At 74.2% G+C, this 17,302-nt stretch carries 16 protein-coding genes; 6 read left to right on the top strand and 10 right to left on the bottom strand.

Annotation, left to right across the window (positions count from 1 at the left end):
- Positions 1-125: 125 nt before the first annotated feature.
- Positions 126-1,427, bottom strand: a complete 1,302-nt coding sequence (locus ACFQBR_RS20550) for a cryptochrome/photolyase family protein (protein WP_344176591.1) — start codon at positions 1,425-1,427, stop codon at positions 126-128.
- A 122-nt stretch (positions 1,428-1,549) separates the two neighbouring features.
- Here ACFQBR_RS20550 and ACFQBR_RS20545 point away from each other — a divergent pair, with 122 nt between their 5' ends.
- From ACFQBR_RS20545 to ACFQBR_RS20530, 4 genes are all read left to right on the top strand, one after another.
- Positions 1,550-2,542, top strand: a complete 993-nt coding sequence (locus ACFQBR_RS20545; RefSeq protein WP_344176593.1) for a YbgA family protein — start codon at positions 1,550-1,552, stop codon at positions 2,540-2,542.
- 488 nt (positions 2,543-3,030) lie between these two features.
- Complete coding sequence (gene mshA, locus ACFQBR_RS20540) at positions 3,031-4,329, top strand: D-inositol-3-phosphate glycosyltransferase (RefSeq protein WP_267947793.1); 1,299 nt, start codon at positions 3,031-3,033, stop codon at positions 4,327-4,329.
- A gap of 22 nt (positions 4,330-4,351) precedes the next feature.
- Positions 4,352-4,864, top strand: coding sequence for a YbjN domain-containing protein (locus ACFQBR_RS20535; protein ID WP_352983108.1), 513 nt, complete (start codon positions 4,352-4,354; stop codon positions 4,862-4,864).
- A gap of 154 nt (positions 4,865-5,018) precedes the next feature.
- Complete coding sequence (locus tag ACFQBR_RS20530) at positions 5,019-5,765, top strand: phosphoglyceromutase (RefSeq protein ID WP_267947791.1); 747 nt, start codon at positions 5,019-5,021, stop codon at positions 5,763-5,765.
- 67 nt (positions 5,766-5,832) lie between these two features.
- Here ACFQBR_RS20530 and ACFQBR_RS20525 read toward each other — a convergent pair whose 3' ends face one another.
- A complete protein-coding gene (locus ACFQBR_RS20525) occupies positions 5,833-6,195 on the bottom strand; it encodes a DsrE family protein (RefSeq protein WP_267947790.1) in 363 nt (120 codons plus the stop codon).
- Between the two features lie 14 nt (positions 6,196-6,209).
- The gene (locus tag ACFQBR_RS20520) at positions 6,210-6,983 is read right to left on the bottom strand and encodes a GIDE domain-containing protein (RefSeq protein ID WP_344176598.1); all 774 of its coding nucleotides are present in this window, start codon (positions 6,981-6,983) and stop codon (positions 6,210-6,212) included.
- A 211-nt stretch (positions 6,984-7,194) separates the two neighbouring features.
- Here ACFQBR_RS20520 and ACFQBR_RS20515 point away from each other — a divergent pair, with 211 nt between their 5' ends.
- Together ACFQBR_RS20515 and ygfZ are read left to right on the top strand one after the other, a co-directional pair.
- Positions 7,195-7,737, top strand: coding sequence for a nitrobindin family protein (locus ACFQBR_RS20515; RefSeq protein ID WP_267947788.1), 543 nt, complete (start codon positions 7,195-7,197; stop codon positions 7,735-7,737).
- Between the two features lie 317 nt (positions 7,738-8,054).
- Positions 8,055-9,077 (top strand): CAF17-like 4Fe-4S cluster assembly/insertion protein YgfZ, encoded by a 1,023-nt coding sequence (gene ygfZ / locus ACFQBR_RS20510; RefSeq protein ID WP_267947787.1) that lies wholly within the window; start codon positions 8,055-8,057, stop codon positions 9,075-9,077.
- 64 nt (positions 9,078-9,141) lie between these two features.
- Here ygfZ and ACFQBR_RS20505 read toward each other — a convergent pair whose 3' ends face one another.
- The 7 genes from ACFQBR_RS20505 to ACFQBR_RS20475 form a co-directional block, all read right to left on the bottom strand.
- Complete coding sequence (locus tag ACFQBR_RS20505) at positions 9,142-9,780, bottom strand: DUF4352 domain-containing protein (RefSeq protein ID WP_344176600.1); 639 nt, start codon at positions 9,778-9,780, stop codon at positions 9,142-9,144.
- 207 nt (positions 9,781-9,987) lie between these two features.
- Complete coding sequence (locus tag ACFQBR_RS20500; protein ID WP_378554120.1) at positions 9,988-10,908, bottom strand: NADP-dependent oxidoreductase; 921 nt, start codon at positions 10,906-10,908, stop codon at positions 9,988-9,990.
- Positions 10,909-11,077: 169 nt separating this feature from the next.
- Positions 11,078-11,791 (bottom strand): type 1 glutamine amidotransferase, encoded by a 714-nt coding sequence (locus ACFQBR_RS20495; RefSeq protein ID WP_330158663.1) that lies wholly within the window; start codon positions 11,789-11,791, stop codon positions 11,078-11,080.
- Positions 11,792-11,800: 9 nt separating this feature from the next.
- Positions 11,801-13,057: a Mur ligase family protein gene (locus ACFQBR_RS20490; protein ID WP_267947783.1), complete on the bottom strand. Its 1,257-nt coding sequence runs from the start codon at positions 13,055-13,057 to the stop codon at positions 11,801-11,803.
- Between the two features lie 90 nt (positions 13,058-13,147).
- A complete protein-coding gene (locus ACFQBR_RS20485) occupies positions 13,148-15,298 on the bottom strand; it encodes a hypothetical protein (protein ID WP_378554117.1) in 2,151 nt (716 codons plus the stop codon).
- Positions 15,299-15,700: 402 nt separating this feature from the next.
- The gene (locus ACFQBR_RS20480) at positions 15,701-16,006 is read right to left on the bottom strand and encodes a DUF1416 domain-containing protein (RefSeq protein ID WP_267947782.1); all 306 of its coding nucleotides are present in this window, start codon (positions 16,004-16,006) and stop codon (positions 15,701-15,703) included.
- On the bottom strand, positions 16,003-16,848 hold the full coding sequence (locus ACFQBR_RS20475; RefSeq protein WP_267947781.1) for a sulfurtransferase: 846 nt from the start codon (positions 16,846-16,848) through the stop codon (positions 16,003-16,005). Before ACFQBR_RS20475 ends, ACFQBR_RS20480 begins: the two co-directional genes overlap by 4 nt.
- Positions 16,849-17,302: the final 454 nt, after the last annotated feature.

The raw sequence follows: 17,302 nt of genomic DNA, 5'->3' as shown, positions 1-17,302 counted from the left end.
CCCGCCCCGCCGGAGGACCGGACCGTGTCCGTGAGCGCCGCCCGCCCCGGGCGGACGGCCGCGGGCCCGGACGGGCCGCTGTCCCGGCGCCCGGGCCCGGTCCGGGGCCCGGAGCCGCCCCCCGGTCAGTGGCCGGGGTCGGCGATCGGCGGCGGATAGCCCTCCGGGGGCGCCTCCTCCCTCCAGGGGGTGTGGGCCCGGGCCCCCGGCAGGTCGGCGAGTTCGGGCAGGTAGCGGCGGACGTACACACCGTCGGGGTCGAAGCGCCTCGCCTGGCGGAGCGGGTTGAACGACCGGTTCGGCCGGGTGTCGTTGCCCGTTCCGGCCACCCACTGCCAGTTCCCGTAGTTGTTCGCCACGTCCCCGTCGAGGAGGTTCTCGAAGAAGTGGTCGGCACCCTCCCTCCAGTGCACGCGCAGAGTCCGGGTGAGGAAGGCGGCCGTGATCATGCGGGCCCTGTTGTGGACGAACCCCTCACGGAGCAGCTGGCGCATGCCCGCGTCGACGATCGGCACCCCGGTGCGGCCCTCCTTCCACGCCGCGAGGGCGTCGGGGTCGCGCCGCCACTCCTTGCCCCGCGGCCGGTAGTCGCGGACGTTCACGGCCGGGAAGGCCGCGGTGACCTGGTGGTGGAAGTCGCGCCATGCGAGCTGGCGGACGAACTCCGACCCCCCGGGGCGCCCGTCCGCGGCCAGCGCGGTCTCCAGCGGTGACAGGCAGCCGAGGCGCAGGTCCGCGGACAGGCGGGAGGTGGCGTCGCCGGCGAGGTCGTCGTGGCGGTCGGGGTAGTCGGCCAGGCCGTGCAGCGTCCAGTCGGCCAGCCGCTTCCGGGCCGCGCGCTCACCGCCCTCGGGCAGCTCCCCCGCCAGGGCGCCCCTGCCCCGGCCGTCGTCCCCGGGCAGGCGGCCGGTCCGCACGCCCTTCGGCAGGGCCACCCGGTCCGGGGCGGGGAGCGGATCGCGCCACGTGTGCGCCTCCCAGGCCCGCCAGTAGGGGGTGAACACCTTGTAGTGGTCCCCGCCCGCCGGGGCGACCTCCCCGGGCGGGACCACGGTCAGGCCGGGGAAGCACTCCACGGCCAGGCCCGCCGCGCGCAGGCGGCCGACCCGGCGCGCGGCGAGGGCGGTGACCCCGGCGGTCGTGTGGACGGTGTCCGCGCCGACGGCCCGGGCCAGGGCCGAGACCTCCTCGGCGGTGTCCCCCCGGAGGACCGCCAGGTCGCCGCCGCGCTCGCGGAGGCCGGCGCGCAGGGAGGCGAGCGCGTCGGCCAGGTGCGCGACCCGGTTGCGGGCGGAGCGGTCCGCGACGGCGGGGTCGAGCACGAACACCGGGACGACGGTCCGGGTGCGTTCGATCGCGGCCGTGAGCGCGGGGTGGTCGCGGACGCGGAGGTCCTGGGTGAACAGGACGAGTGTCGGGGCGGACAAGCGGCGCTCCTTGCCTGGATCGAGCGAAACACTACGCAACGTGTTCACTCGGATACCCTAGAGCCACGGAACGCCCCGGGAGAATACCGGTGGCGGTTCCCCGGACCGGGTAGGGATGACGTATGACGACACGCCTTCCACCTGCACAGACCACCGCGGAGACCCCTCCGCGTCCGTTGGTCGGGGTGTCCAGCTGCCTGTTGGGGGCGCCGGTCCGCTACAACGGGGGGCACTCGCGCTCACGCTTCCTCACCGACGAGCTCGACCGGCACGTCGGCTGGCTCCCCGTCTGCCCGGAGGCCGAGATCGGCCTGGGCGTCCCGCGCCCGACGCTGCGCCTCCAACGGCGGGACGGGGAGGACAGGGTGGTCTCCAGCAAGAGCGGGGCCGACGTCTCGGAGGAGCTCGCGCGGACCGCCGACCGGCACCTCGCCCAGCTGCGCCGCCTGGACGGGTACGTCCTCAAGAACAAGTCGCCCAGCTGCGGGCTGTACGCGCTGCCGGTGTTCGACGAGGACGGCGGCCGCGTGGACGGCAAGGGACGGGGCGCCTTCGCCCGCAGGCTGACCGAGCTGCTGCCGTCCCTCCCCGTGGAGGAGCAGGGGCGCCTGTCCGATCCGGTCCTGCGCGAGCTGTTCGCCCAGCGCGTGTTCGCGCACGCGAGGCTGCGGACGCTCTGGGAGTCGCCGTGGCGGACCCGCGACCTGGTGGAGCTGCACGCACGGCACAAGTTGCAGCTGATGTCCCACTCCCCCGAGGGGTACCGGGAGACGGGGCGGATCGTCGCCCGCGCCGGCACCGCCGAACGGGAGGAGACCGTCGCCGCGTACACCGAGGCCTTCCACCGGACGATGGCGGTCGTGCCGAGCCGGGGCAGGCACGTCAACGCCCTCCAGCACGCCTTCGGGATGCTGAGCCCCCTCCTGGACGACTCCCGCAGGCACGACCTGCTCGAGGCGATCCAGGACTACCGGAGGGAGCAGGCGCCGCTGAGCGTCCCGGTGGCGCTGCTGCGCCACCACTGCGCGGGGGAGGACGTCGCGTGGGTCAGGGACCAGACGTACCTGCGCCCCTACCCCGACGACCTCCGGCTCCGGCACGCCATCGCGGTCTGAGCGGCCGGTCCGGCATGCGGCCCGAAGCCCTGCGCGGGCCCGGGTCCGGTGCGCAGGCGGCTCCCGGGGCTGCCCCGTCCGTGCGGATGACCCCGCGCCGCCCCCTCCGAGGCGGTGCCGGGGCCCGTTCCTCCGACCGGCCACCGGGCCCGGGGGCGGGCGGCGCCGGGTTCGCTCCGGTGGCCGGCCTCGACGACCGCCCCCTCCCGGGGAGGGCCGTGTCCGCGGCCGGACCGACCGCCCCTCCCGCCTCCTCGCCGCAAGCGGTATGACGGTGGCCACAGTCCGTCCCGGCCGGGGGAACGGCTCCGGCGCGTGCGAGCGCGGCTTTCCCACCACGGCGGACCTCCCGGCCGCGGGCCGGTCCGCTACACCTCGGATGCCGAACGGTCAATAGCAGGCCCCTCGGACAATCCGGGCGGGAACAGTGTGTACCTTCGTCGCTGTTGACGACAGCGGCTGTATACGCGATCTGAAGGGACCCACCGGTGTCTGGAATCGTTCCCGTGGGAGAACAGGCGGCGGTCCCTTCCCGAGTCGCGACCGTCAGTCTGCACACCTCGCCGCTCGACCAGCCGGGCACCGGTGACGCCGGAGGGATGAACGTCTACGTGGTCGAGGTGGCCCGCCGGATGGCCGAACGCGGCGTGGCCGTCGACGTCTTCACCCGCGCGACCGAACGCGACATGCCCCCGGTCGTGGAGCTCGCCCCGGGCGTGAACGTGCGGCACATACCCGCCGGGCCCTACGGCCGCCTGGACAAGAACACCCTCGCCGAGCACCTGTGCCCGTTCATCTTCGGCCTGCTGCGCGCCGAGGCCCAGGGCGACCCCGGCCACTACGACCTCGTGCACGGCCACTACTGGCTCTCCGGCCGCGCCGGCGTGGTGGCCGCCCGCCGCTGGGGCGTGCCGATGGTCCAGTCGATGCACACCATGGCCCGGGTGAAGAACGCCGCCCTGGCGGAGGGCGACGTGCCCGAACCCGAGATGCGCGTGCGCGGCGAGGACCAGCTGGTCCACCAGGCCGACCGGCTGATCGCCAACACCGAGGACGAGGCCCGCCAGCTCCGCGAGCACTACGGCGCGCGCGACGGCCAGATCAGCGTGATCCCGCCCGGGGTGGACCTGGAGGTGTTCAGCCCCGGTTCGCGCCGGGACGCGCTGACCCGCATCGGCCTCCCGCAGGACACCGAGCTGCTGCTCTTCGTGGGCCGCGTGCAGCGGCTGAAGGCCCCGGACGTGCTGATCCGCGCGGCGGCGGACCTCCTGCGGCGCGACCCCTCCCTGCGGTCGCGGCTGGTGGTGGGCGTGGTCGGCGGCCTGTCCGGCGGCGGGATGCGCGAGCCCCGGATGCTCACCGACCTGGCCCGGTCCCTGGGCGTGGCGGACGTGGTGCGGATCGAGCCGCCGCAGTCCCGGGAGCGGCTGGCCGACCACTACCGTGCGGCCGCGGTGACCGTGGTGCCGTCCTACTCCGAGTCTTTCGGCCTGGTGGCGGTGGAGTCCCAGGCGTGCGGCACCCCGGTCCTCGCGGCGCGCGTGGGAGGGCTGACCACGGCCGTGGCGGACGGGGTGTCCGGGGTCCTGGTGGACGGGCACGACCCGGCGGACTACGCGGCCCAGCTGCACAGGATGATCAGCGAACCGGCCTGGCGTGCCAAGCTGGCGTTGGCGGCGCCCGAGCACGCCGCCACCCTGGGCTGGTCGCGGACGGTGGACGAGCTGCTGGACGTGTACAGCGCGAGCATCAGCCCGCCCGCGCTGCCGCTGGCCGCGAACAGGTGACCGAGTGAGGGAGGCGTACCAGGTGGGTACCGATGGGGCGCGCGAGGCCGCGGTCGCGGCGATCACCGCCGCGGTGACCGAGGCGGGGCTGGAGGCGGAGTGCCCGCGCGAGGGGTCGTTCCTCGTCACGCTCCCGGGCAGGGCCAAGCTCAAGACCCTCGTGTGGCTGGAGACCGGTCCGCACAGCCTCACCCTCACCTCGTTCTTCTGCCGGCAGCCGGACGAGAACCACGCCGACTTCTACCTGTGGCTGATGCGCAAGAACTCCGACATGTACGGGATGGCGTTCGCCGCGGACGAGGCCGGCGACGTCTACCTCCGCGGCCGTCTCCCGCTGGAGGGCGTCACCCCCGACGAGGTCGACCGCCTGCTCGGTTGCGTGCTCACCTACTCGGACGAGAACTTCAACGGGGCCCTGGAGCGCGGGTTCGCGTCGGCGATCCGCAGGGAGTGGAAGTGGCGCGCCGAACGGGGCCACGACATGCGCAACCTGCGGGCGTTCGCACACCTGGCCGAACCCGCGGACGACCTGTAGGGCGGCCCGGCCCCGCGCCGCCGGGTCCCGTACGGGGCGCCTCCGGCCGCGCCGTCCGGGCCGGGCACGGCCCTACCCGCAGGCAGCGCCGCCGCGGCCCCCAGATGGCGGGCGGGCGACCGGGCCCGGTCGCCGGGTGGCTAGGCTTGCCCCCATGGGAACTCTGGTACTTCTGCGACACGGTGAGAGCGTCTGGAACGCGAAGGGCCTGTTCACCGGCTGGGTGGACGTCGACCTTTCCGCGACGGGCGAGGACGAGGCCCGCCGGGGCGGGGAGCTGCTCAAGGACGCCGGTGTGAGGCCGGACGTCCTGCACACCTCCCTCCTCAAGCGCGCCATCCGCACGGCGAACCTCGCCCTGGACACCGCCGACCTGCACTGGCTGCCCGTCGAGCGCAGCTGGCGCCTCAACGAGCGCCACTACGGCGCCCTCCAGGGCAAGGACAAGGCGCAGACGCGCGAGGAGTACGGCGACGAGCAGTTCATGATCTGGCGCCGCTCCTACGACACCCCTCCGCCGCCCATCGCGGACGACGACCCCTACTCGCAGGCCGGTGACGCCCGCTACGCCCAGCTCCCGCCGGAGCTGCTGCCGCGCACGGAATGCCTCAAGGACGTCCTGGACCGCGCCCTGCCGTACTGGTACGACTCCATCGTCCCGGACCTCTCCGCGGGGAAGACCGTACTGGTCGCGGCGCACGGCAACTCGCTGCGCGCACTGGTCAAGCACCTGGACGGCGTCAGCGACGCCGACATCGCCGGGCTGAACATCCCGACGGGCATCCCGCTGGTCTACGACCTGGACGACTCCTTCGAGCCGACCAACCCGGGCGGCACCTACCTCGACCCCGAGGCCGCCAAGGCCGCCATCGAGGCCGTCGCCAACCAGGGCAAGAAGTAGCTGCCACTCCGCCTTCCCGTGCCCGTGCCGCCGTCGGCGGCACGGGCACGGCCGCGTCCGGACCCGGTCAGTACACGAGGGCCTGCGCGCCGTCCTGGACCGCCTCCTCCACGAAGGAGGGGGCCCCGGCGATGCGCACGCCGTCCAGGAGGTCGCCCGGGGCGAGCTCCCGCCGTGCCGCGCACTGCGTGCACACGGTGACCCGGCCCGCGGCGAGCACCGCGTCGAGGAGGTCCTTCAGGGGAGCGGCGTGCGGGAGGGAGAACTCCTCCGCCCGGCCGGGGACGGCGAACCACGCGGACTCACCGGTCAGCCAGAGGGAGACGCCGACCCCGCTGGCCAGGGCCGCGGCGGCGACCGTGAACGCCTGGTTGCACCGCTCCGGGTCGTCCTCACCGGCGGTGACCTTGATCACCAAGGAACGAGACATGGTCGTCAGCCTACTCACAGGGCCGTGAGGGTCAGTATCGCCCCCGCCACAGCGCAGAAGCCGAAGGCGGCGGTGAGGACCATCGCCTCCGTCCTGCGGGGCGACACACGCACCGGCTGCTCGTCCACACCGTGCTCGATGGTGATCGAGCCGTCCTCGGGCGCGGTCAGGAGCACGCGTCCGTCCCGTACCCGGAGCTGCCCGGTGACGCGCACGCGGGCCCCGGGCCGGATCACCCACTCCCGGTACTCGAACTCGATGGTCTCCCCCCGGAAGACACCCGAGATCCGCCCCCGCACGCGGGGCAGCAGGTCGTCGGCGGGCGAGGCCACGCCGGGCTGGGGGCGGCCGACCAGGCGCTTCAGGCAGAGTTCGGCGCCCTTGGGGCCGGTGTCGCCCGGGACGACGAAGACGCGGTCGGCGTCGCCCCCGCGCCCCTCGGCGACCAGACCGAACAGGTCGTCGGAGCCGTAGTCGGCGATGGAGTCGCAGGCCCGTTCGCGGACCGCGCCCTCGGCCCGGTCGCGGTTGAGCGGCCAGTAGTGGCGGAGCACCTCGTGGCCGTGCCACACGCACTCCACGCCCGCGAGACCGGAGGTGATGGGGCCGTCCGGCCCCGGCGCGGCCACTCCGGTCAGCGTGACCCTCCGGCCCTCCTGGGCGGTGAGGGCGCCCGGCCGGAGCTGGGCGAGTCCGCGCTGCCGGAGCCAGCGCCGGAGGGCGAGAACGGTCAGCGGGAGGAGGACCACCGCGGCCACGAGCAGCGCCGAACCGATCACCAGTAACACAGGCCGCCCCTTATGGAAGTGCGTCGGAGGTCTTCGTCGGCGGTTGGCGTAACACCCCGTGGCCACACCGCGTTGCTGACAATCTTTACCAGTTCTCCGGGAAAGCGGGGCCAATTGGGCATGTCCGGACCACGGCACGGGAGTGGCCGGAGCCGCCGCTCGCACGGCGGTGGTCACCGCCACTCGTCCGCCGCCGCTACGCTCTGGTGTCATGGACGCTGAGGCACATCCCGATCTGGCGAAACTGTCCTTCCTGATCGGTCACTGGGAGGGCGTCGGCGTCGCCGGTTACGCCGACGTGGAAGAGTTCCAGTTCGGACAGGAGATCGAGTTCACACACACGGCCGGTCTTCCGTACCTCGCCTTCACCAGCAGGGCCTGGCGGATGGGCGCGGACGGCAAGCCGGGCGAGCTCGTCGCCGAGGAGTCGGGGTACTGGCGCGCGCGCCCGGACTCCGATGCCGGCAAGCGCGAGGACGGCGAGCAGGTCGTGCACCTGGAGGCGCTGATCTCGCACCCCGAGGGCTTCATCGAGGTCTACCTGGGCAACGTGTTCGCGAACCGGGTGGAGATGCACACCGACGCGGTGGTGCACACCGAGACCGGCATCGACGCGACGGCCTCGCACAGGCTCTACGGCCTGTTCGGCGACGACCGGGACACGCTGGGGTACGCCTGGGACCTGGCGGCGCGCGGCCACAGCCTGCGCTCGTACATGTCGGCGCAGCTCAAGCGGACCGGCGCCGGCAAGTAGGGGCGGGGTCCGGGCAAGGACAGACCCCGGGCTGGTTCCCGCCGCGGGGGCGGGGCCGGTCGGACGAGTCCGGCAGCCCGGGGTCCGGGTGTCCGTCTGGGATTCGCTGCGGGCGACGCCGCGCGAACGCGAGCGTCGCCCTAGCGGACGGCCACCTCGCCAGTCCTGAGATCAATCACTCTCAGACCACCTCCTTTCTTGCGTGACACCGACGATACGTCCCGCGGCGGGCCCGGGGCAAATGTTTTTCCTGTGCGCGAAACCGCAGGTCAGAGCGGTGTTTTCGGACTCTTTACGGGGCGGCTAGTCTCGGCTGTATGACTTCGCCGCTGATGAGCACACCGGGCGCCGTGGGCGCCGAGTCCCCCGACTCCGGGGTCGCCGCGCACTACGGCGACCCGGCCCACGAGGGGCGCGCCATGGAACGTTCGAGCGCGTGGGTCGACCGGAGCAACCGGGGCGTGGTCCGGGTCGGCGGCCCCGACCGCCTGGGGTGGCTGAACGACCTCACGAGCCAGTCGACCAAGGGCCTGGCCCCGGGAACCGCCACCGAGGCCCTGATCCTGGACACCCGGGGCCACCTCCGCCACCACCTGTCCCTCGTGGACGACGGCGAGGCCGTCTGGATCCACACGGAGCCCGGCGGCGGGGCCCCGCTGGCCGCGTTCCTGGACTCCATGAGGTTCATGCTGCGCGTCGAGGTGGAGGACCTCGGCGACTCCCGCGCGGTCCTGACCGTGCTCGGCCCGGACCGTGCGAAGGCCGTCGAGGCCGCCTCGCTCGGCGACGTGCCCGTGCGCGCGGCGGAGGACGGCACCGACCTGTTCCTTCCGGTCGAGCGCCTCTCCGCCGCCGCCGAGGCCCTGACGGCCGCCGGGGCGCGTCCCGCGGGGATGTGGGCGTACGAGGCGCAGCGGATCGCCGGGCACCGGGTGCGCCCCGGGCTGGACACCGACGACCGCACCATCCCGCACGAGGTGGACTGGGTGGGCAGGGCCGTCCACCTGGAGAAGGGCTGCTACCCGGGCCAGGAGACGGTCGCCCGGGTGCACAACCTGGGCCGGCCCCCGCGCCGGCTGGTGATGCTGCACCTGGACGGCACCGCGGAGCGCCTGCCCGAGGTGGGCAGCCCGATCGAGCTGGAGGGCCGCCCCGTCGGCCGGGTGGGCACCTCGGCCCGGCACCACGAACTGGGACCGATCGCCCTCGGCGTGCTCAAGCGCTCCGCGCCCGTGGACGCCGACCTGGTGGTGGAGGGCATCGCCGCCGGGCAGGAGGTCGTGGTGGACCCGGACACCGGGGCCAACGCCCAGATCACCCTCCGCAGGCGCCCCCGCTAGCCGTCTCCCCCGGCGCTGTCCGGCCGCGCCGACGACGCCCGCGTGCGGTGCGGCCGGTCGACCGTCAGTTCGGGCTGAGCCTGACCTCCCCGTTGATCAGGACCGAGGAGAGCTCGGTCCCGGCGGGGACCAGGAACAGGATGTGGGTGGTGACCGTCTCCCCCGGGGCGAGGTCGTCCCAGAAGTAGTCGTGGGCGACCGTGTACTCGGCCCCGGGGTCGTTCGTGTACTCGCTCCCGTCGGTGGCCAGCCCGAGCGACCCGACCGGGTCGAAGGCCGCCGGCGCGGACCCCGCGTTGGTCACGTCGAGGCGGAGGATGAAGTACTCCCAGCCCTCGGGCGCGGTGTCGTGCATGCCCATGCCGTCCGTGATGGTCGCGTCGGTGTAGGCCGTCTCCACCGTGACCGCGAACTCCCCGACCGCGACGGAGACGCCGTCGTACGATCCGGGCGGGACGGACCCGGTCCCGCCGGTCTCCGGCTCGGCGGTCTCCGGCTCCTCGGGGCCGGCCGTACCGGATCCGGGCGGCTCCGCGGTCCCGGGGTCGCCCTCCTCGGGCTCGCGGCCGGGTGACGGGCCGGGTTCCTCCTCACCGACGGTGACCCGGACGTCGGGTGACGGGACGCTGTTCAGGGAGACGACGGTCCCCACGCATCCTGCCGCCGCCAGGAAGACCGCCACCGGGACGGCAAGCGCCCGCACGACGGAACCCCGCCCGGACGGTGACGGCCGTCTATCACTGGTACCCATATACATGTGACGCAAGTCACTTTCCCGACATTCCGGAGTTGTGACCTCTTTGCCCGGGGAGCCCGGCCGCCCCGTCCCGGTCGGCGGTACCAGGGGGCGAGGGCCTGCGCGGACCGCGTCCGCGCAGGCCCTCGGCGGACTCCGGGGCTCCCGTGCCGGTCAGACCGTCAGGACGATCTTCCCCCGGGTCCGGCCGGCCTGGCTCAGGCGCCAGGCGTCGGCCGCCTCCGCCAGCGGGAACGCGCGCTCGACGTACACGGATACCTTGCCGTCGTCGATGAGACGGGACAGCTCGACGAGGTCGGCGGAGTCGGGGCGCACCCACACGTAGTGGCCGCCCCTCTCCAGGACGTCGGCGTCCGCGACGGAGGCGACCCGGCCCGGGCTCCCGACCAGCGGAAGGGACTGCTCGGCCGCCCCGCCGCCGACGAAGTCCAGCACGGCGTCGACGCCCCCGGGCGCCAGGGCCCGGACCCGGTCGGCCAGGCCGTCGCCGTAGACGACGGGCTCGGCCCCCAGGGAGCGCAGGTAGTCGTGGTTGCGCTCGCTGGCGGTGCCGATGACGCGGGCGCCCCGCGCCACCGCGATCTGGACGCCGAACGACCCGACGCCGCCGGCGGCGGCGTGGACGAGCACCGTGTCACCGGCTCCCACGCCGACGCGCCTCGACGCCTGGTAGGCGGTCAGGCCCGCGAGCGGGACCCCCGCGGACTCCTCCCAGCCCAGCGACACCGGCTTGGGGGCGAGCATGCGCACGCTCGCCGAGACCAGCTCGGCGTAGGTGCCGTTCTTCGCCCAGTCCTTGCGGAGGTACCCGTAGACCTCGTCCCCGATCCCGTACTCGGTCGAGTCGAACCCGACCGCCTCGACGACGCCCGCGACGTCCCACCCCGGGATCAGCGGGAACCCCGCCTCCATGACGGGGTCGAGCCCTCCGGCCGCGAGCTTCCAGTCGACCGGGTTCACCCCCGCCGCCTTCACGCGGATCAGGACCTCCCCCGGCGCCACCTTGGGCTCGGGAAGCTCCACGAGGGCCAGGTCGTCAGCGGAACCGTACTGGTGCAGTGCCATTGCCTTCATGCCCAGGGCAGCGTTGTGGGGGGCCCGTTCATTCCACGGGCCCCGCGGCCGCGCGGGCGCCGGGCCCCGCCCGCACGGGCGGCACACCGGCGCGGACGCGGGCGGGGCCCGGAGGACAGGGAGTGGTTCCGTGTCCGCCGGGCCCCGCGGCCGTGCTCCGTGCGCGGCGCTACTGGCGCAGCGCCGCGGCCATGCGCTCGTCGTGCAGCCGCTCGCCCCAGGACGGCGCGAGCGGGGCCAGCTGGCCCACGCGCCAGCGCAGCAGCAGGTCGGCCAGCTGCGGGTTGCGGGGCAGGGCGGGTCCGTGCAGGTACGTGCCCAGCACCTGGCCCTGGTAGGCGCCCTCGGTGCGGTCGTCGTTGCCGATGCCCCGGACCGTGGTCGACAGCGGGCGGGCCGAGGGGCCGATGGCCGTGCGGCCCTGGTGGTTCTCGAAGCCGGTGATCCGTCCGACGCCCAGGGAGGGCTCGACGTCGGCGACGATCTCGCCGACCGCGCGCGTCTGGCCGCGGCCGCTGCGGATGTCGAGGATGCCCACGCCCGGCAGCGGGTTGGCCTCGTCGTCGCCGTAGGTCTCGCCGATGATCTGGTAGCCGGCGCACACCGCGAAGACGCACGCGCCGCGGGCGGCGGCGCGGGCCAGCCCGCCGTCGGCGCGCAGGCGCTCGGCCGCGAGGATCTGCGGCCGGTCCTCGCCGCCGCCGAGCAGGTAGATGTCCCCCTGCTCGGGCACCGAGTCGCTGGAGTGGACGTGCACGATCTCGGTCGGAATGCCCCGCAGCTCGGCCCGGCGCTTGAGGATGAGGACGTTGCCCTGGTCGCCGTAGGTGCTCAGGAGGTCGGGATAGATCCACACGATCCGCAACGCACTGGTGTTCGTCATGACTCTCCCCTACTGGACGCGGCCGTACGCCGTGCGGATCTGCTGGAAGGCGGTGTAGTTGGCGATGAGGTCGACCTTGGTGATGTCGGGCTGCTCGGCCTTGAGGCGGCCCAGCACCTCGTCCACGCGGTCGGCGATCTCGAACCGGACCCCGTCGGTCTCCAGGCGCAGGGCCAGGTCGGTGCGGCGCTCGCCCATGACGAACACGCGGCGGTCGCGCAGGACCGTGTAGTCGACGTCCCACAGCCAGGACGTGTCCTTGCCGTCGGGGATCTGGGCGTTGACCGCGAGGATCACCGGCGTCCGGGGCGGGTCCAGCACGGCGAACGACTCCAGCCACCCGGCGGGGTTCTTGGAGAGCAGCAGCCGGACCTCGACGCCCATGGTCACCACGGACGTGTAGCGGCCCGCGACGGAGGTGACCTCGCGCAGGCGCTCCACGGTGCGCTCCGGGTGGATGCCGTACCCGGCGGCGGTCGCGGCGGCGATCGCCGCGTTGGCCCGGTTGGCGTCCCCGGGCAGGTTCATGCGCAGCTTGATCCTCTGGCCCTCGGGCGTGACCAGGGTGTCGGTCTCGTTCTCGACCGCCCAGCTCGTCCGGGGCCGCGCCAGACCGCACTCGGGGCACTCCCAGTGCGGGTCGGCCTCGCGCCGGAGGTGGCCGCCGCACTCGGGGCAGCACCAGGAGTCCTCCTTCCAGCGCTGGCCGGCGGAGACCCAGGTGGCGTTGGGAGCGCCCAGGCCCGCCCAGGCGACGAGGGGGTCGTCGGCGTTGGCGATGACGTGCGCGTTGCTCTTGCCCAGGGCGGTGCGCCACTTCTTGGCGAGCAGGTTGATCTCCGAGGCGCGGTCCATCTGGTCGCGGCTCAGGTTCATGAGGACCACGAACGCCGGCTGGGTGGCGAGCAGCACCTGCGGGAGGTACTTCTCGTCGACCTCCAGCACGCCGTTGACGGCCGAGCGGTTGTCGGACAGCGCCGTGATGTGCCCGGTGGGCATGTTGGCGCCGTACTCGTTGGTGGCCACGTCGCCGAACTCGCGCAGGGCCTGCGCGATGAGCCTGGTGGTGGTGGTCTTGCCGTTCGTGGCGCTGACCAGGGCGAGCCTGCGGCCCCGGGCGAGCTTGGCGAGCAGGTCGGGTTCGACCTTGAGCGCCACCCTGCCACCGATGACGGAGCCGTCTCCCCGCCCGGTGGCGCGGGACAGGCTGGCTGCGCTCCTTCCCAGAACCGATGCCAGTTGGGCGCGCAAGGGAAGCTCGCTCATCTACTCTCCAGAATTGCTGGATCACCCGCGCCGTTCGCTCCTGGGAGGCGGCGGGCGATGTGTCGGGCCAAGCTTATTGTCCACCTGGGATCAGACCCGCCAGTCCAGCCTCTCCGGCGGCGGTCCCAGGTTGGGCGGTACCTGCCCCCGGGACTCGCCCGCTCCCGCGGGAGCCGGCGATCCGTCTCGGACCGCGGTGCCGTCGGGTGTGTCGGAGGCGGCGCCGGAGACGTCGGCGCGGGGGCGACCGCCCTCGGCGTGCCGTCCCCTCCCGCCCCGGCGGCCCTCGGCCGCCCCGGTGCCGCGTACGGCCGGCGGCGTGGTGCTGGAGTTCTGGGAGTCGTCCACGGTGGCCAGTGTGGCTGTGGACAGGGTGAGGATACCCGGGTTGGTGTCCGCGAGGACAGGGCCGTCGGCGGTCAGGACCACCGCGGCGGTGGGGGGCAGTCCGCGGAGCGCCCCGGCGTCGAGCAGGCTGACGCGGACGGAGGCGTCCTCTTCCTCCCCGTCGGCGCCAGGTGCGTCGATTCCCGCCGCCTGGGCGGTGGCGCGACCCCATGACGTGGCGGATCTCACATGACGAACCAGGTCCAAGGGGGCGATAGCGGCGGCGGCGTTGCGGATGACCGCTCCGGACTCGGTGTGGGGGGAGGCGAAGAACCGGTCGTCGGCCTCGATCTCGTCCTCGGCCCCCTCCTCCGCGCCGGGGGGCGGGCCGCCCGCCGCCTCGCCGACCGCCTCGGTCAGGCGGTGCAGCCTCATCCGCGCGGGATCGTGCGGGCCCGGGGCCGCGGCCACCGCCCGCTCGACGGTCTCCGCGGACTCCCCGTGCTGGCGCATCACCACCGGCAGGCAGGCGGGGTCCGCGAACCTGGCGAGGGCCGCGGGCGAGGGCGTGCGGAACATCAGGACGACCTCCACCCCGCTGTCGGCCCCGGCGGAGAGGACCTGCTCGACCTCCTCCGGGGGGAGCGTCTCGGCGCCGCAGACCACGACGGTCCGCGTGCGGTCCTGCCGGCGGCCCCGGACCCCGCCGCCGGGGGGCGGGGCCGCCCCCTCCAGGAGCTCGCTGAGCGCGGAGACGGCGTAGGTCCCGTACACGCGGGCCGCGGCACGGCCGGAGGCCCGGTCGGTGGAGATGATCTTGACCTGCGCGTACTCGCCGTCGTCCGCCCGGGTGCCGACGGCCTCGAAGGGGCTGAGGCGGCGTTCGAGCTCCCAGGCCCGCTCACGGACGTCGGGACGGTCCGCGCAGCGCTCGCGCACCCGGACGCGCTGGTCGGGGGTGAGCAGGGCGAGCGCCGGGTCGTCCTCGGCCGCGTCCTCCAGAGGGGTGATGAGGGCGCGCAGGCCGCCGATGAGCTCGGCGATGCCGACGCGCGGTCCCAGGACCTCCAGCAGGCGCAGGATCAGGGTCTCGTCGGCGTCGGCGTCGTCGGCCTCGCCGGACGCGGCGGCGACGGCGGACAGGATGCGCGCCCGCTGGCCCGCGTCCAGGTTGGTGCCCAGCGTCATCCGGGGCAGGTCGGCGGGCAGCACCCAGCGGCGCGGGTCGACGGCGCAGCGGCGGGCGAGCCGGACGAGCTCCCGGGCCACGGAGCGCCCGGTGAGGTCGACGACGGTGAGGTCGCCCCCCTCCCGGAGCCGGGAGACGCCGACGGTGGCGAGCAGCGCCGACCACCCCGCCTCCGTGCCGCCGACCACGACGACGGCTCCGGCGTCGGCGGGGACGGTCACCCCGTACCAGCGGGGCTGGGCCTCGTAGGCCCGGGAGGCCGCCTGCCACTCGGTGTACCGGCGGGCGTGGTCGCGCTGCTGCTGGTGCAGCACCCGCTCGCGCTCGTCGCGCTCGGCCGCCAGCCGCTCACGGGCCCTCTCCAGCCGCTCCGCGACGACCTGCCGGCTCTGGACCAGGGCGAAGACGACGGGGGCCGCGACGGCGGCGCACGCGAACACGCCGCCGAGGGCGAAGCTGCCGGGGAGGATGCGCAGGCTCCACAGCAGCGGGCACAGCAGGGCGAACAGGCCGAGCCCGCCCAGGGCGTAGTAGAGGGGGCGGTTGGTCCGGGCCTCGCTGTCGCGCTGGGCGGCGATCCACTCCTCGCTGACGCTCTCGGAGTCGGCGGGCACGGGCCTGCGGGGTGCCGGTCCCGGAGGCGGGAGGAGCACCGCGTGGCGCCAGCCGACGTAGGTCCGCCCGGCCTCTCCTCTGGCCGTGCCGCCGGTTCGGGGGTCGGGCACCGTCCTCACACCTCCTGACCGGCCGCTGGGGAGGGAGCGGCCGGGGTCGTTCACGCGGGACCCCGGCGGTGGCCGGAGCGTGGGCCCGATGCTGCCAGCTGCCCGGCGTGCTTGTCACGGTCCCACCGCGGTCGACACGCTGTCGGACGCCGGTACCGGCCGGGCGGCCGACCGGGCCCCGCGCTCCCTCCAGTGAAGCAGGACCCTGAACGGCCTGCCAGACCAGGACGCGCCCTGTGGACGAACGCGCGACCGCCCCGGCGGCGGGGCGGCTCCGGAGCCCCCGGGCCGGGCGGGACGGCCGTCCCCGGCGCCCGGCCCCCGACAGCGCGGAGCGCCGGTCCCGGACGGTCTCCCGTCGGTACCGGCGCTCCGCGCCCGAACTGTCGTGTCGGCCGTGGGTCAGGCCTGGACCCGGAGGTCGATGACCTTGCCCACCTCGGCCCGCACCGGGTACTCGCCGGTGAAGCCCTTGGACGCCAGGACGCGGACCTTCCAGTCGCCGTCGGCGGCGAAGAAGCGGAAGGTCCCCTCGTCCCCGGTGGCCACCTCGCCGACGAAGTCGTCGGAGGCGTTGAGCAGGCGGGCGTAGGCGCCGCGCAGCGGCTCGCCGTCACGCGTCACCGTGCCCTGGATGACCGCCTGGTTCCCCGCGTCGACGTCGGCGAGGGCGACCCCGCCGACCGGCGCTCCGCAGCTGTCGCTCACTTGGCCTCCGCCTCTCCGAGCTCGACGGGCACGCCCACCAGGGACCCGTACTCGGTCCAGGAGCCGTCGTAGTTCTTGACGTTCTCCAGGCCCACGATCTCGTGCAGGGCGAACCAGGTGTGCGAGGAGCGCTCGCCGATGCGGCAGTAGGCGATGATGTCCTTGTCCAGGTCGACGCCGGCCCCGGTGTACAGCTCCCGCAGCTCCTCGGCGCTCTTGAACGTGCCGTCCTCGTTGGCGGTCTTGGCCCACGGGATGTTGCGCGCGGTCGGGATGTGGCCGGGGCGCTGCGAGGTCTCCTGCGGCAGGTGCGCGGGGGCGAGCAGCTTCCCGGTGAACTCGTCGGGCGAGCGGACGTCGACCAGGTCCTTGGTGCCGATGGCCTCGACGACCTCGTCGCGGAAGGCGCGGATCGAGGTGTCCTGCTCCTTGGCGGTGTACTCGGTGGCGGCGCGCTCGGGCACCTCCTCCACCAGCTCGCGGGAGTCCAGCTCCCACTTCTTGCGCCCGCCGTCGAGCAGGCGGACGGCGTCGTGGCCGTACAGCTTGAAGTACCAGTAGGCGTAGGCCGCGAACCAGTTGTTGTTGCCGCCGTACAGGATCACCTGGTCGTCGTTGCCGATGCCCTTGGCGGACAGCAGCTTCTCGAACCCGGTCCGGTCCACGAAGTCGCGGCGGACAGGGTCCTGGAGGTCCGTCTTCCAGTCGATCTTGACGGCGCCGCGGATGTGTCCCTTGTCGTAGGCGGACGTGTCCTCGTCGACCTCGACGAGGACCACGTTGTCATCGTCCAGGTGAGCCTCCACCCAGTCGGCGTCCACGAGGACGTCGGAGCGGCTCATAGGGAACCTCCTGTGTTTCTTGTGCGGTGTCGCGTGTGCGGTCGGTGCTCCCGGGGTGCTGCCGTCCCGGGACGCGTGGGGTCGAGCCGTCCTGCCCGACGCCGTGCGGCGGAGGGCGAGAAGGTGCTTCCCGCAGCCGTGGCGGAGGCCGGACGGCCTACGGGGAGGGCTGCGGGGGGTGCGGGGGCGGACGCGGCGATACCGGGCCGCTCCGTGCCCGCCGGGTGACCGGCGGGTCCGGGAACGGCGGAGGCGTGTCCTGCTCCCTGTGCGGACCGTGGCGACCGGCCGGCCCCCGGTTCGGCCGGTGGGCCGGAACGGGGGCGTACGGAGGCGGGGAACGGCAGGCCGGGCGGCGGGTGGGCCACCCCGGCGACCACCGCGAACGCGAGGACCGGTGCCCGGAGGCCGTGGACCCCGGGGTACGCGGCGGCGGCCGTCACGGGTGCGGTCG

It is taken from the genome of Nocardiopsis tropica, assembly GCF_042660575.1.
In the GTDB taxonomy this organism is placed as follows: Bacteria; Actinomycetota; Actinomycetes; order Streptosporangiales; family Streptosporangiaceae; genus Nocardiopsis; species Nocardiopsis tropica.
The sequence above is the reverse complement of the archived record's forward strand: the minus strand, read 5'-3'. Positions and strand labels throughout refer to the sequence as shown.

Excerpts from the sequence above, each read along its gene's own strand:
- ACFQBR_RS20545 (WP_344176593.1), top strand. The coding sequence starts at position 1,550 with ATGACGACACGCCTTCCACCTGCACAGACCACCGCGGAGACCCCTCCG.
- ACFQBR_RS20530 (WP_267947791.1), top strand. The coding sequence starts at position 5,019 with ATGGGAACTCTGGTACTTCTGCGACACGGTGAGAGCGTCTGGAACGCG.
- ACFQBR_RS20525 (WP_267947790.1), bottom strand. The coding sequence starts at position 6,195 with ATGTCTCGTTCCTTGGTGATCAAGGTCACCGCCGGTGAGGACGACCCG.
- ACFQBR_RS20515 (WP_267947788.1), top strand. The coding sequence starts at position 7,195 with ATGGACGCTGAGGCACATCCCGATCTGGCGAAACTGTCCTTCCTGATC.
- ygfZ (WP_267947787.1), top strand. The coding sequence starts at position 8,055 with ATGACTTCGCCGCTGATGAGCACACCGGGCGCCGTGGGCGCCGAGTCC.
- ACFQBR_RS20500 (WP_378554120.1), bottom strand. The coding sequence starts at position 10,908 with ATGAAGGCAATGGCACTGCACCAGTACGGTTCCGCTGACGACCTGGCC.
- ACFQBR_RS20495 (WP_330158663.1), bottom strand. The coding sequence starts at position 11,791 with ATGACGAACACCAGTGCGTTGCGGATCGTGTGGATCTATCCCGACCTC.
- ACFQBR_RS20490 (WP_267947783.1), bottom strand. The coding sequence starts at position 13,057 with ATGAGCGAGCTTCCCTTGCGCGCCCAACTGGCATCGGTTCTGGGAAGG.
- ACFQBR_RS20475 (WP_267947781.1), bottom strand. The coding sequence starts at position 16,848 with ATGAGCCGCTCCGACGTCCTCGTGGACGCCGACTGGGTGGAGGCTCAC.